Annotated in this window: 12 protein-coding genes; 10 read left to right on the top strand and 2 right to left on the bottom strand. The window is 68.1% G+C overall.

All coding sequences use genetic code 11. From position 1 onward, the window contains the following. Entirely contained in the window at positions 1 to 1,671 is a 1,671-nt protein-coding gene (gene kdpA / locus ACQHI0_RS19810; RefSeq protein ID WP_427903346.1) for a potassium-transporting ATPase subunit KdpA, read from the bottom strand. An 83-nt stretch (positions 1,672 to 1,754) separates the two neighbouring features. Then, positions 1,755 to 1,838: a potassium-transporting ATPase gene (locus ACQHI0_RS19805; protein WP_067449012.1), complete on the bottom strand. Its 84-nt coding sequence runs from the start codon at positions 1,836 to 1,838 to the stop codon at positions 1,755 to 1,757. A gap of 273 nt (positions 1,839 to 2,111) precedes the next feature. Here ACQHI0_RS19805 and ACQHI0_RS19800 point away from each other — a divergent pair, with 273 nt between their 5' ends. The 10 genes from ACQHI0_RS19800 to smc all read left to right on the top strand — a co-directional run bounded on the left by ACQHI0_RS19800 (position 2,112) and on the right by smc (position 13,479). Beyond that, a complete protein-coding gene (locus ACQHI0_RS19800; RefSeq protein WP_427903345.1) occupies positions 2,112 to 2,276 on the top strand; it encodes a hypothetical protein in 165 nt (54 codons plus the stop codon). Continuing rightward, positions 2,273 to 4,795 carry an ATP-binding protein gene (locus ACQHI0_RS19795; protein WP_427903344.1) on the top strand — a complete coding sequence of 841 codons (2,523 nt, stop codon included), beginning with the start codon at positions 2,273 to 2,275 and terminating at the stop codon, positions 4,793 to 4,795. The genes ACQHI0_RS19800 and ACQHI0_RS19795 overlap by 4 nt, the downstream gene beginning before the upstream one ends. Before the next feature lie 115 nt (positions 4,796 to 4,910). After that, a complete protein-coding gene (locus ACQHI0_RS19790; protein WP_427909230.1) occupies positions 4,911 to 5,591 on the top strand; it encodes a response regulator in 681 nt (226 codons plus the stop codon). A 90-nt stretch (positions 5,592 to 5,681) separates the two neighbouring features. Continuing rightward, positions 5,682 to 6,125 carry an OsmC family protein gene (locus ACQHI0_RS19785; RefSeq protein ID WP_062986925.1) on the top strand — a complete coding sequence of 148 codons (444 nt, stop codon included), beginning with the start codon at positions 5,682 to 5,684 and terminating at the stop codon, positions 6,123 to 6,125. 67 nt (positions 6,126 to 6,192) lie between these two features. Further along, the gene (locus tag ACQHI0_RS19780; RefSeq protein ID WP_427903343.1) at positions 6,193 to 6,528 is read left to right on the top strand and encodes an acylphosphatase; all 336 of its coding nucleotides are present in this window, start codon (positions 6,193 to 6,195) and stop codon (positions 6,526 to 6,528) included. A 31-nt stretch (positions 6,529 to 6,559) separates the two neighbouring features. After that, entirely contained in the window at positions 6,560 to 7,429 is an 870-nt protein-coding gene (locus ACQHI0_RS19775; RefSeq protein ID WP_427903342.1) for a hypothetical protein, read from the top strand. Continuing rightward, positions 7,430 to 8,593 (top strand): glutathionylspermidine synthase family protein, encoded by a 1,164-nt coding sequence (locus ACQHI0_RS19770; protein ID WP_427903341.1) that lies wholly within the window; start codon positions 7,430 to 7,432, stop codon positions 8,591 to 8,593. A 37-nt stretch (positions 8,594 to 8,630) separates the two neighbouring features. Further along, a complete protein-coding gene (locus ACQHI0_RS19765; protein WP_427903340.1) occupies positions 8,631 to 9,086 on the top strand; it encodes a DUF350 domain-containing protein in 456 nt (151 codons plus the stop codon). 87 nt (positions 9,087 to 9,173) lie between these two features. Then, on the top strand, positions 9,174 to 9,674 hold the full coding sequence (locus ACQHI0_RS19760; RefSeq protein WP_427903339.1) for a DUF1707 SHOCT-like domain-containing protein: 501 nt from the start codon (positions 9,174 to 9,176) through the stop codon (positions 9,672 to 9,674). A 184-nt stretch (positions 9,675 to 9,858) separates the two neighbouring features. Then, positions 9,859 to 13,479: a chromosome segregation protein SMC gene (smc, locus tag ACQHI0_RS19755; protein ID WP_427903338.1), complete on the top strand. Its 3,621-nt coding sequence runs from the start codon at positions 9,859 to 9,861 to the stop codon at positions 13,477 to 13,479. The last annotated feature ends 191 nt before the right edge of the window (positions 13,480 to 13,670 follow it).

Genomic DNA, 13,670 nt, shown 5'->3' with positions numbered 1-13,670 from the left:
TCAGTGAATTCCTTCGGCGAGCGGCCCGAGCGCGAGAGCGGGCAGGAAGGTGAGCGCGACCAGGATCACCGTCACGCCGACGACCATGCCGACGAACTGCGGCCGGTGCGTCGGCAGCGTGCCGATCGACGCGGGAGTGGTGCCCTGCGCGGCCAGCGAGCCGGCCAGGGCCAGCACGAAGATGATCGGCAGGAATCGCCCGAACACCATCGCCAGGCCGAGCGCGGTGTTGAACCACTCGGTGTTGCCGGTGAGACCGGCGAAGGCGGAACCGTTGTTGTTGGCCGCGGATGTGAAGGCGTACAGCACTTCCGAGAGTCCGTGCGGGCCGGAGTTGAGCATGCTCGCCCGTTGGCCGGGCAGCGCCATCGCGACGGACGTGCCGACCAGCACGATCAGCGGGCTCACCAGGAAATACGAAGCGGCCAGCTTGATCTCGCGCGGGGTGATCTTCTTGCCGAGGTACTCGGGGGTGCGGCCGACCATCAGACCGGCCACGAACACCGTGATCACGGCCAGGATCAGCATGCCGTAGAGACCGGAGCCGACACCGCCGGGTGCCACCTCGCCCAGCTGCATGTTGAACATCGTCATCATGCCGCCGAGGCTGGTGTAGGAATCGTGGAACGAGTTCACCGCACCGGTCGAGGTGAGGGTTGTGGCACCGGCGAAGGTGGCCGAATCCGCCACGCCGAACCGGGTTTCCACGCCTTCCATCGACGCGCCGATCGCGGTCGGCACCGTGCCGTGGTGCTGTAGCTGGAAGAAGTTGGTCAGCGCGATGCTGGTCAGGGCGATGGTGCCCATCACCGCGACGATCGCGTACCCCTGCTTGGTGCTGCCGACCATCCGGCCGAAGGTGCGCGGCAGCGAGAACGAGATCACCAGGAGCAGGAAGATCTCCAGGAAGTTCGTCCAGGTCGACGCGTTTTCGAACGGGTGCGAGGAGTTGGCGTTGTAGAAGCCGCCACCGTTGGTGCCCAGCTCCTTGATCACCTCCTGGCTCGCGACCGGTCCACCGGTCAGGGTCTGCTGCGCGCCGCCGACGGTCTGCGCGACCTGGTCGTGCAGGTGGAAGTTCTGGATCACGCCACCCGCCACCAGGACGATCGCGAAGACGAACGCGATCGGCAGCAGGATGCGCAGCGTGCCGCGCACCAGGTCGACCCAGAAGTTGCCCAGCTCACCGGTGTGGCGGCGGGCGAAACCGCGCACCAGCGCCACCGCCACCGCCATGCCGACGGCCGCGGAGACGAAGTTCTGCACCGCCAGCCCGGCCATCTGCACCAGGTGTCCCTGGGTGGATTCGCCGGAGTAGTTCTGCCAGTTGGTGTTGGTGACGAAGCTGACCGCGGTATTCCACGCCAGCGCCGGGGTCATCTCGGTGCCCGGATCGTTCAGGTGCAGCGGCAGCGCGCCTTGGACCAGCTGGAAGAAGAACAGGAAAAGCAGGCCTACCGCGGAGAACGCCAGCACACTGCGGGCGTAGATCGGCCAGGTCTGCTCGACCTCGGGCTTGGCGCCGATGGCGCGGTAGATCAGTCGTTCGACCCGAGAGTGCTTGTCGCCGTTGTACACCCGGAACATGTAGTCGCCGAGCGGCACGTGCACCAGGGCCAGCGTGATGACCAGGGCCGCCACGAAGGCGATCCCCGCGGTTGTCGTGTTCACCTAGAACCTCTCGGGGAAGAGCAGCGCCGCGACCATGAAGACGGCGACGGATGCGGCCAGGACGAGACCGGCAAGGTTCGCGATCACAGCTTCTCCACCCCTCGCTGGATCAAGCCCAGCAGCGCGAAGATCGCCACGGTGAGCACCGTGAACACCACGACAGACATTTCCAACCTCCTTGGGCTCCGAGGTGGAGCGCCTAGGTGAGTGAAACGCCGGATCGCGGCTCGGCGTGGCTTCCTTACGACTCCTTAGCGCCTCGGGGCCCGGCCTTTGCGGAATGTTGACGCGACGGGTGTGTTGATGCCGTCAAAGCAGGCGCGATAGCTGTCAACACACCGTAAAGATCGAGATCACGCTCCCGTTCGGGCGGTAGAAAGTGGGCACCGGTCGGCGAAGGGCGCCGTCGGATTCCCTCGCGCACGGAAAGTGAGATCGCGGTGTCGGTAGTGACCCTTGCGGTGATCTTCGGTTTTGTCGGAGCACTGCTCTTGATCCGGGTGCTCGGTCGGCTGAACTCCTCGCACGCACCGATGGTGACCGTCGCGGTGTTGCCGGTGCGCCCGCCGGCTCCGGCGCGCCGACACGCGATGATGGAACGGTGAAACGCGGACAACTGCGCATCTACCTCGGTGCGGCGCCCGGCGTGGGCAAGACCTACGCCATGCTCGGCGAAGCGCATCGGCGGTCCGAACGCGGCCGCGATGTGGTCGCGGCTGTCGTGGAGACGCACGGGCGTAAGAAGACCGCCGAACTCCTGGACGGCATCGAGCGGATTCCGCCGACGATGGTCTCCTATCGAGGGACCGAGCTGCCCGAACTCGATGTCGACGCGGTGCTCGCGCGCAAGCCCGCGGTGGTGCTGGTCGACGAACTCGCGCATACCAACGCACCGGGCAGCGTGCACGAGAAGCGCTGGCAGGACGTGGAGCAACTTTTGACCGCGGGCATCGACGTGATCTCCACGGTGAACGTGCAACACCTCGAAAGCCTCAACGATGTGGTCCAGCAGATCACCGGCGTCGAACAGCGCGAGACCGTGCCCGACGCGGTGGTGCGCGGCGCCGATCAGGTGGAACTGGTCGACCTGACACCGGAAGCGTTGCGGCGCAGGCTCTCCCACGGCAACGTCTACGCCGCCGACAAGGTCGACGCGGCACTGCGCAACTACTTTCGCCCCGGCAACCTCACCGCGCTGCGTGAACTCGCGCTGCTGTGGCTGGCCGATCAGGTCGACGCGGCGCTGGCCAGGTACCGGGCCGACCACAAGATCACCGAGTTGTGGGAGGCGCGCGAACGGGTCGTCGTCGCGGTCACCGGCGGTCCCGAGTCGGAGACGGTGGTGCGCCGGGCCGGGCGGATCGCGTCGAAGTCCAGTGCCGATCTGGTCGTGTTGCATGTGGTGCGCGGTGACGGGCTGGTCGGGGTATCGACCGAGCGGATGGCCAAGCTGCGTGATCTGGCCGCCGGTCTCGACGCCTCACTGCACACCGTGACCGGCGACGATGTGCCCACCGCACTGCTCGATTTCGCGCGTGAGGTCAACGCGACCCAATTGGTGCTAGGCACCTCGCGGCGCTCGCGCTGGGCGCGAATGCTCGACGAGGGCATCGGCTCCACCGTCGTGCAGCGCTCGGGCAAGATCGACGTGCACATGGTGACCCACGAGGAAGCCAATCGTGGGGTGCGCAGGCATTGGCTGCGTCCGCGGCGACCGGTGAGCGCGTGGCCGGCGGCGATCATCGTCCCGGTGCTGGTCAGCGTGATCTGCGGGGTGTTCCTCGACCGGTGGTTGCAGCTCGGCGGGCTCAGCGCCATGTTCTTCGTCGGTGTCGTCGCGGTCGCGCTGTTCGGTGGTGTCGTCCCCGCCGGTTTGTCGGCGTTGCTGTCCGGGCTGCTGCTGAACTGGTACTTCACCGATCCGCGCTACAGCTTCACCATCGCCGAACCGGACAACTTCGTCACTGTGGTCGTGCTGCTCATCGTGGCGGTGGCCGTGGCGGCACTGGTGGATGTCGCGGCCAAGCGAACACTGCAGGCGCGCAAGGCATCTCGTGAAGCGGAGCTGCTGACGATGTTCGCCGGATCCGTGCTGCACGGCGCCGACCTGCCCAATCTGCTCGAGCAGGTCCGCGAAACCTACGGGCAGCGCGCGGTGAGCGTGCAGTGCGGGGACCAGATCGTGGCCGCGGTCGGCAGTGAGCCACCGAGCCGGCCGTCGGACGCCGAGACCGTCATCGAAGCGGGTGACGCGCAGAGCCATCTGCTGCTGGCCGGGCGGTCGATCGACTCCACCGACCGGCCGGTACTCAATGCGGTCGCCAATCAGGCGGTCGGGTTGGTGCGCCAAGCCCGGTTGGCCGAGGAAGCCAGTGCGGCGGCGGCACTGCTCGAAGCCGATCGGCTGCGCCGCGCGCTGCTGTCGGCGGTCAGCCACGATCTGCGCACACCGCTGGCAGGCGCGAAAGCGGCGGTGTCGAGCCTGCGCAGCGACGACATCGAATTCTCGGCGGAGGACACCGGCGAACTGCTCGAAGCGATCGAGGAATCCGTCGACCAGCTGACCGCGCTGGTGGGCAATCTGCTCGACTCCTCGCGGCTGGCAGTCGGGGTCGTCACCCCGCAGCTGCGGCAGGTGTACATGGACGAGGCGGTGCACCGCGCGCTGGTGAGCGTCGGTATGGGCACCCGCGGCCTGCGCCGAGCCGCGATGGACCGGGTGAAGGTCGAGGTCGGTGAGGTTTCCGTGCTCGCCGACAGTGGCCTGCTCGAACGCGTACTGGCCAACCTGATCGACAACGCTCTGCGCCACTCCGGTCGCGAGTCGCCCGTGCGGGTGACCGCCGAACACGACGGCGACCGGGTGTCGATCGCCGTCGTCGATGTCGGAACCGGCGTCCCCTCCGGCACCGAAGAGCAACTCTTCGAACCCTTCCAACGCCTCGGCGACCGCGACAACACCACCGGCGTCGGCCTCGGCCTTTCGGTGGTCCGCGGCTTCGTCGAAGCGATGGGCGGCACCGTCCACGCCGAGCCGACCCCGGGCGGCGGCCTGACCATGCTGGTCGACCTACCGTCCGGCACACCCGCGGCAGCGGCACACGTCGACCCCCGAGGAAAGTGAGCACATGGGTAACTCATCGGGGACGGGCGACGCGCTCGACCGTCGGTCGCCGACGTCGCGTGACGACGCGCACGAGTCCGGCTCGAATACGCGCGGAGGCGGGGAAACGCATCCACTGATCAAGGTGTTGGTGGTCGATGACGAGCCGCAGATCGTGCGTGCGCTGCGGATCAACTTGTCCGTGCGCGGATACGAGGTGATCACCGCGGGCAATGGTGCCGCGGCTTTGCGTGCTGCCGCCGAACGGCATCCCGACGTCGTCATTCTCGATCTGGGCTTGCCGGATCTGGACGGCATCGACGTGCTGGCCGGACTGCGTGGGTGGACCTCGGCGCCGGTGATCGTGCTGTCGGCGCGGACCGATTCGGCCGACAAGGTCGAGGCACTCGACGCCGGTGCCGACGACTATGTCACCAAGCCGTTCGGGATGGACGAGTTGCTCGCGCGGCTGCGGGCGGCGGTTCGGCGCGGGGCCAGCGCGACCGACGCCGTCGAACCGGTGGTGGTCACCGACTCGTTCACCGTGGACCTCGTCGCCAAGAAGGTCACCAAGAAGGGTGCGCCTGTCCACCTCACCCCGACCGAGTGGGGGATGCTCGAGATGCTGGTGCGCAATCGCGGAAAGCTGGTGGGGCGCAAGGAATTACTGCGCGAGGTGTGGGGGCCCGCGTACGCGACCGAGACCCACTATCTGCGCGTCTACCTCGCGCAGTTGCGCCGCAAGCTCGAGGACGACCCGGCCAATCCGCGTCATCTGCTCACCGAGGCGGGGATGGGTTACCGCTTCCAGGAATGAGCGTGCGCCCGGTCACCCGACCGGAATGCCGGGTGTGGCGTGGACGTTCCCAGGCGTGGATCGTCCTCGAGCGAATGGCAGGATCAAGGCATGGCTGAGCAGACCGCACCCGTGACCAACGCCCCCACCGAACTGTGGGTCGAGCGCACCGGAACCCGGGCATACACCGGGCGCAGCAACCGCGGCGCCGAGGTGTTGATCGCCTCCCAGGGCGTGCCGGGCGCCTTCACCCCGGGTGAACTGCTGAAGATCGCGCTCGCGGGGTGCACCGGGCTGAGCTCGGATCTGCCCTTGTCGCGCCGCCTCGGCGACGAGTTCGACGCCACCATCCGCGTCTCCGGCGACGCCGACCGCGAGAACGAGCTCTACCCGCAGCTCGACGAGGTCCTCGAACTCGACCTGTCCGAACTCGACGAGGCCGCCCGCGAGCGACTACTGGTCACCGTGCAGCGCGCCGTCGACAAGGTCTGCACCGTGGGCCGCACGCTCAAAGCGGGCACCAAGGTGACGTTGACCTTCGACATCGACGCATGAGCGAGCGATCGGTGGGCACCGCCGACCCGGCGGTGATGACGGAGCCGAGCGTCAGCGAGATGGAGCCATGAGCGACGAGCCGGTTCGGCTGAGCGCGTGGGTGCACGGGTATGTCCAGGGCGTGGGGTTTCGGTGGTGGACGCGGTCGCGCGCACTGGAACTCGGCCTGGTCGGCTACGCGCGCAACCACAGCGACGGTCGCGTCCACGTCGTCGCCGAAGGGCCACGAACGGCGGGCGAGAAATTGCTGGAACTGCTACGGTCCGGCGAAGCGCTCGATAGTTCGCAAGCCATCGGGCACGCGACACACAGTTTGTCTGGGCGTGCGCCCGGGCGGGTAGACCTGGTTGTGGAAAGCTGGGAGCCCGCGCGGGGCGACATGACGGGATTCGAGGAGCGCTAGTGGTGACTGCGGGGGCTAGGGGGCGGCAGCGGTGAGCACACAGAACCCTGGTCCGCCCGATCGACCGGAACAACCCTCGAACGGCGAACCCGAGAGATCGCCGTGGACCCCGCCCGACGCCGGCGCGGGCTGGACGCCGCCGAACGCGGGTTCGGAGCCGTTCGACCCGAATGCCGGTGTGACGCCGGACCCGGGCACGGGTTCGACACCGTCCGAGCCGGTTTTCGGTGCGGGTGGCCAGCCGCAACCGGGCCAGCCGCAACCGGGCCAGCCGCAACCCGGCCAGCCGCAACCCGGCCAGCCGCAACCCGGCCAGCCGCAACCCGGCCAGCCGCAACCGGGCAGGCCACAGTCCGGCCGGATGTCGCGGCAGGAACCCGGTGTCACGCAGCCGCGTCCCCCGACCGTCGGTGAGGCCCGCGCCAGGGACAAGGCGCGCAGGCAAGCCGAGGAAGCCGAGCGTGCGGCGGCGGCCGCGGCGGAAGAGAAGCGGCGCAACCGCAAACGCGTGATGATCGGCGGCGTCGCCATTGTCGGTGTCGCCGCGCTCGTCGGTGGCGGCTATCTCGCCTACCGCGCGATCACCGCACCCGACCAGGTGACGGCCTCGTGCGTGCAGATCGACGAGAACGGACAGGAAGTCGTTGTCCCCGACGAGAACTGCGGCGACGGCAAGACCAATTTCCGCAGCGACGGTTCCAGCGGTGGCCACGGCGGCGGACTGCTGATTCTGGGCTGGCCGCAGTACCGCTACCACTACGGCGGCACACCGACGATCGGCAAGCCACCCACCGGCGGCACCTCGGTGAAACCGCGCAACGCCGAGATCAAGACCAAGAGCGGCACCACGGTGCAGCGCGGCGGCCTCGGCAGCAAGTCGACCGGCGGGAGCGGATCGTAGATGCGGCGTAACAAGAGCACGCCACGCGCGGACTGGCAGCAGATCGTCGAGAAGCAGGGGCTGGTCTACGGCGCGCCGGGGCGCGACGCCAGCGGACAGCCGCGGCCGTACTGGGACGAGTCGGTGCACTACGAGTTCTCGATGGACGAGATCCTCGCGCTGGAAGCCGATGTGGAACTGCTGCAGTCGATGTGCCTGCACGCCGCCGAACACGTGGTACTCACCGAGCGCTTCGCCGATTTCGGTCTGCCGGAATGGACGTGGGGCCCGATCGCCGAATCATGGCGTCGCAGTGACCCTTACGTGTACGGCCGCTTCGACCTGCGCTACGACGCGCGCCGCCCGGCCAAGCTGCTGGAGTACAACGCCGACACTCCCACCTCCCTGCTGGAGGCCGCGATCATCCAGTGGCACTGGCTGCAGCAGATGTATCCCGGTGGCGACCAATGGAATTCGCTGCACGAGAAACTGGTGGAGCGCTGGACCGAACTGCGCGGCGTGCTGCCCGGCACCGAACTGCACTTCACCTGGTCGGGTGCCGATGCGACCGGCGAGGACAACGTCACCACCGCGTACATGCAGGAGACGGCGGCCGAAGCCGGTTTCGACACGGTCGCGCTGCCGATCGAGGAAGTCGGTTTCGACACCGAGCTGAACCGGTTCGTGGATCTGGCCGAGGCGCCGATCGAGGCGATCTTCAAGCTGTATCCGTGGGAGTGGATCCTCGACGACGACTTCGGCAAGCGCGTCGTCGGCAGCCTGCCCGCCACCGCGTGGGTCGAACCGCTGTGGACCACGCTGCTGAGCAACAAGGCGATCCTGGCGGTCCTGTGGGAGATGTATCCCGGCCATCCGAACCTGTTGCCCGCCTATCTCGACAACCCGCACGAGCTCACCGAATACATTCGCAAGCCCAAGCTCGGCCGCGAAGGTGCCAACATGACCATCGTCGGCCCCGGCATGGAGACCGCGACCGGCGGCGTCTACGGCGCCGAGGGTTTCGTCTACCAATTGCTCGACCCGCTACCGGAATTCGACGGGATGCGCCCGGTGCTCGGCGCCTGGGTCGTGGGTGACACCGCGGCGGGGCTCGGCATTCGCGAGACCGCCGGCCTGATCACCGATGACGGCGCCGCGTTCGTGCCGCACCGCATCGTCGACTGACAACTCTGACCTCACAACATTGTTCGAAAGGACCACGATGACCGCCCTCGCCCTGGAATCGGGTTATTGGAGTGCGCTCGGTGAAGGCGTCGGCGCCATCATCCTGTACTGCCTGATCGGCCTCGTCCTCATGTTGATCGGCTTCTACGCCATCGACCTGACCACGCCCGGCAAGCTGCGCGACCTGGTGGTCGCCGGCATGCCGAACGCGATCATCGTCTCGGCGGCCGGGATGATCAGCATGGCGCTCATCGTCGTGTTCGCGGTGCTGGCCACCGGCGGCAGCGGCAAGCTGTCCGAAGGGCTGATCGCGGCCATCGTGTACGGCCTGGTCGGCATCATCGCCCAGGTGATCTCGGTACGGGTGATCGAGAAGGTCACCGGCATCGACATCGGCCGCACACTGCACGCCAAGACCTACACCCCCGAGGTCCTCGTCGTCGCTGCCGCGCACTTCGCGCTGGGTCTCGTGGTGGCCTTCGCCATCCTCTGAGCGAGCGTGAACGGTTGACATCGCACTGTGGAGGGTGGACGCTGGAATTCAGCACTCCATCGTGGATGTGACCGAGAGGACGTCGGCATGGATATCACCCCGGGTACGCGCGCGTCCGACGCCGAACGCAACGCGATCGTCGCCCAGCTGGGCACGCATCTGGCCGACGGCAGACTCGACCTGGGCGAATACGACCTGCGTGTGGCCAAGGTCTACGCGACAACCACACGCGACGAACTCGCCGTCGTCCTGTCCGACCTGCCCGCGCTGACGAAACAGCAGCAGGCCGCGCCGGTCGAACGCAAGCCCGGGACGCGCTTCCCGGTCTGGCAGCGCATCGAGGCGGGCTCCTGGCTGGGTGTCAGCGTGATCGTGCTGGTCATCTGGGGTCTGATCTCGCTGACGGCCGGCGAACTCACCTACTTCTGGCCGATGTGGGTGATCGGCCCGTGGGGCGCGGTCCTGGTCTTCCGCGTGATCACCGGCTGGGAAGCGACCCCCGGCACCCAGACCCATCTCCGTCAGCTGCAGAAGCAGATGAAGCACCTCGACCCACACGCGAAGCCCATCGATCCGCACCAACCATGAATTGCCGGTACTTTGGCCGACATGCCGAAGTAAGAACATCGGTAACTCGCCGGGTGCGGGCAGACTCGGCTATCGAGATGACCGCCGCTCGCCTGCGGTAAGCCCACGCGCCCAGGTCTGGCCCGAGTCACGGGGAGGCGGGGGAGCTAGCATGGTTGCTCGCGCGTAGGAAGGGTCCTCGGTAGTGCATTTGAAGAGTCTGACGTTGAAGGGGTTCAAGTCCTTCGCGTCCGCGACCACTTTGCGCTTCGAACCGGGCATCACCTGCGTCGTCGGGCCGAACGGGTCCGGCAAATCCAATGTCGTCGACGCACTGTCGTGGGTGATGGGCGAGCAGGGTGCCAAGGCGTTGCGGGGCGGGAAGATGCAGGACGTCATCTTCGCGGGCACGATCGGGCGGGCTCCACTCGGGCGCGCCGAAGTCACGCTGACCATCGACAACTCCGACGGCGCGCTGCCCATCGACTACGCCGAGGTGTCGATCACCCGGCGGATGTTCCGCGACGGCGCGGGCGAGTACGAGATCAACGGCAGTACGTGCCGGCTGATGGATGTGCAGGAACTGCTGTCGGACTCCGGTATCGGGCGCGAGATGCACGTGATCGTGGGTCAGGGCAGGTTGTCGGCGATCCTGGAATCGCGGCCGGAGGATCGGCGCGCGTTCGTCGAAGAGGCCGCGGGCGTGCTCAAGCACCGCAGGCGCAAGGAGAAGGCGGTCCGCAAGCTCGACGCGATGCAGGCCAACCTCGCCCGGCTCACCGACCTCACCACCGAACTGCGCCGCCAGCTCAAGCCGCTCAGCCGCCAGGCCGAGGTCGCCCGCCGCGCGCAGACCGTGCAGGCCGACCTGCGCGATGCCCGGCTGCGGCTGGCCGCCGACGACCTGGTCACCCGCCGTGGCGAGCTGGAATCCCAGCTCAGCAAAGAGGCCTACGCCCGCGAGCAGCAGATCAACGTGCAGACCGAACTCGACGCCGCTAATGCCGCGCTCGCGCAGCAGGAGTTCCAGCTGTCGCGGCTGAGCCCCAGCGCCGAGGCCGCCGCCCAGACCTGGTTCCAGCTCTCGGCGCTGACCGAACGGGTGAACGCCACCATCCGCATCGCCAGTGACCGGGCCAGGCACCTGCACACCGAGGCGCCGGTCGGCACCGGCCGCGACCCGGAGCAGCTAGAGGCCGAGGCCGACCGGATCGAGGCCGAAGAGGCCGAACTGCGGTACGCGGTCGAGATGGCCACCGAAACGCTCGAAGCGGCCCGCGAAGCCCTCGCCGACCGTGAACATGCCGCCAAGGCCGCCGAGCAGGCACACCTGGCGGCCGTACGCGCGATCGCGGACCGCCGTGAGGGATTGGCCCGGCTGTCCGGCCAGGTCGACAATCTGCGCACCCGCGCGCAGTCGGTGGACGCCGAGATCGCGCGGCTGTCCGTGGCCATCGCCGACGCCCGGCACCGTGGCGAGGCCGCGCAGGTCGAATACGACGCCGTGCAGGACGAACTCGGCGAACTCGACGCGGGGGAGAAGGGTCTCGACGCCCAGCACGAACACGCCGTCGCCGCCAAGGAACTCGCCGACGAGCGCGTGCGGGAACTGCGCGAGCTGGACCGTGAGGCGAGCAAACTGGTCGCCGGACTCGGCGCCCGCATCGAAGCGCTCGGCATGAACCTGGCCCGTAAGGACGGCGCGGCCTGGCTGCTCGAGCACGGGGTGAGCGGGGTCGGTGGGCGGTTGTCCGGGTTGTTGCGCGTGCAGCCGGGATTCGAGGCCGCCGTGGCCGCGCTGCTCGGTCCGCTCGCCGACGCCATTACCGCCGACACGGCGACCACCGCTGGTGCCGCGGTGCGCGAACTGCGTAGTGGCGACGGGGGACGGGTGGCGTTCGTCTTCGCGACCGAGGGCACGGTAGCGAGCGAGCGCGGGTCGTTGCCCGCCGGTGCGCAGTGGCTCGCGGACGTGCTCGACGGCGACGCTCAGGTGCGGCCCGCGCTGGCTGCCCTCACGGCAGGCGTCGTGGTTGTCGATGATCTGGCGAGCGCGGGCGAACTCGTCACCCGGCGCCCGGAACTGCGGGTGGTCACCCGTGACGGTGATCTGGCCGGTGCCGGCTGGGTCGTCGGCGGCTCGGAACGGATGCCGAGCCAGCTCGAGGTCCAGGCCGACATCGACGCTGCCACCGCCGAGTTGGCCGCCGCGCAACGTCGAGCCGAGGAGCTGGAAGCGGCGCTGGCAGGCGCGCTGGCCGAACAGACCGACCGCAGGGACGCCGCCGATCACGCGTTGATGGCGCTGCACGAATCCGATCAGGCACTGCTGGCGATCTACGACCGGCTCGCGCGTGTCGGGCAGAGTGCGCGTGCGGCGCAGACCGAAGGCGAGCGGCTGGCCACTCAGCGTACGGAAGCCGAAGCGGCACGGGAGAAGTCACTCGCTTCCCTCGCCGAACTCGAAGACCGGCTGCGCCACGCCGAGTTCGAACACGACGGCAGCGATGACAGTTTCGGTGCCGCGAGCACCGAGACCGCGGGCTACGCGCGTGAGGAAGCCGCCGCCGCGCTCGCCGAAGCCCGGACCATGGAGGTCGAGGCGCGGCTGTCGGTGCGCACCTCGGAGGAACGCGCGGAATCTGTTCGTGGCAAAGCGGATTCGCTGCGCCGGGCTGCTCGTGGTGAGCGGGAGGCCAGGGCTCGCGCGGAGCGTGCGCAGGCCGCTCGGCGCCAGGCGGCCGCGGTGGCCGCGGCGGTCGCCGAGTCCGGTACCAAGATCAAGCAGGAACTCGAGCAGGTGGTGACCACCGCCGCGGCACGGCGTGACGAATTGGTCCGTCGCCGTGGGGAATGCGCGGCCGCGCTCGAACAGGTGAAGGAACGCGCGCGTGCGCTGAACACCCAGCTGGCCCAGCTCACCGATGCCGTGCACCGCGACGAAGTCGCCAAAGCCCAAGCGGCACTGCGCATCGAACAGCTGGAGACGACCATCTCCGAACAGTTCGGCATCGCGCTGGCCGACCTCGTCTCCGAATACGGACCCGACGTGCCGTTGCCGCCGTCGGCGCTGGAGATGCACGAGTACGAGGAGGCCAAGGAGCGCGGCGAGCAGGTGAGCGCACCGCAGCCGATGCCCTACGACCGGCCCACTCAGGAGCGTCGCGCCAAACGCGCCGAGAAGGACCTCACCACCCTCGGCAAGGTGAATCCTCTTGCGCTGGAAGAGTTCGCGGCACTCGAGGAGCGCTACACCTTCCTCGCCACCCAGCTCGAGGACGTCAAGAACGCGCGCAAGGACCTCCTCGATGTGGTCGCCGAAGTCGACGCTCGGATCCTTCAGGTGTTCACCGAGGCCTACGCCGATGTGGAACGCGAATTCGTCGGGGTGTTCGGGAAACTGTTCCCGGGCGGTGAGGGCAGGCTGGTGCTCACCGACCCGTCGGACATGCTCACCACCGGTATCGAGGTCGAGGCCCGGCCGCCCGGCAAGAAGGTCAAGCGTCTCTCCCTGCTCTCCGGTGGTGAGAAGTCGCTCACGGCAGTGGCTTTGCTGGTTGCCATCTTCCGCGCTCGGCCGTCCCCGTTTTACGTGATGGACGAGGTCGAGGCGGCTTTGGACGACACGAACCTGCGTCGGCTGATCGGGTTGTTCGAGCAGTTGCGTGAGAAGAGTCAGTTGATCGTGATCACGCACCAGAAGCCGACTATGGAGATCGCCGACGCGCTTTACGGTGTGAGTATGCGCGGCGATGGCATCACTCAGGTGATCTCGCAGCGGTTGAACCGGGCTGAGGTTGCTGAGTCGGTGTCGGCCACGGTGTGAGAGGGGTTGTGGCAGAACTCCGGGGGTTTGAGTAGTCCTGGAGGCGCTGGCTGTGTTTGTTGGAGCGCTGGCGCGCTCGAGTCGCGGCCCCGAGGGGCCGCCGGTTAGGCGCCGTTGCTTGCTCCTTCGTCGCCTACGCAACGGCGCCTAACCGGCGACCCGGCCGCGACCGGCCACTTCGTGGCCGTCCC

The sequence above is a fragment of the Nocardia sp. FBN12 genome (genome assembly GCF_050320175.1).
GTDB lineage: Bacteria > Actinomycetota > Actinomycetes > Mycobacteriales > Mycobacteriaceae > Nocardia.
The sequence above is the reverse complement of the archived record's forward strand: the minus strand, read 5'-3'. Positions and strand labels throughout refer to the sequence as shown.

Excerpts from the sequence above, each read along its gene's own strand:
- ACQHI0_RS19760 (WP_427903339.1), top strand. The coding sequence starts at position 9,174 with ATGGATATCACCCCGGGTACGCGCGCGTCCGACGCCGAACGCAACGCG.
- ACQHI0_RS19785 (WP_062986925.1), top strand. The coding sequence starts at position 5,682 with ATGGCTGAGCAGACCGCACCCGTGACCAACGCCCCCACCGAACTGTGG.
- ACQHI0_RS19765 (WP_427903340.1), top strand. The coding sequence starts at position 8,631 with ATGACCGCCCTCGCCCTGGAATCGGGTTATTGGAGTGCGCTCGGTGAA.
- ACQHI0_RS19770 (WP_427903341.1), top strand. The coding sequence starts at position 7,430 with ATGCGGCGTAACAAGAGCACGCCACGCGCGGACTGGCAGCAGATCGTC.
- ACQHI0_RS19780 (WP_427903343.1), top strand. The coding sequence starts at position 6,193 with ATGAGCGACGAGCCGGTTCGGCTGAGCGCGTGGGTGCACGGGTATGTC.
- ACQHI0_RS19805 (WP_067449012.1), bottom strand. The coding sequence starts at position 1,838 with ATGTCTGTCGTGGTGTTCACGGTGCTCACCGTGGCGATCTTCGCGCTG.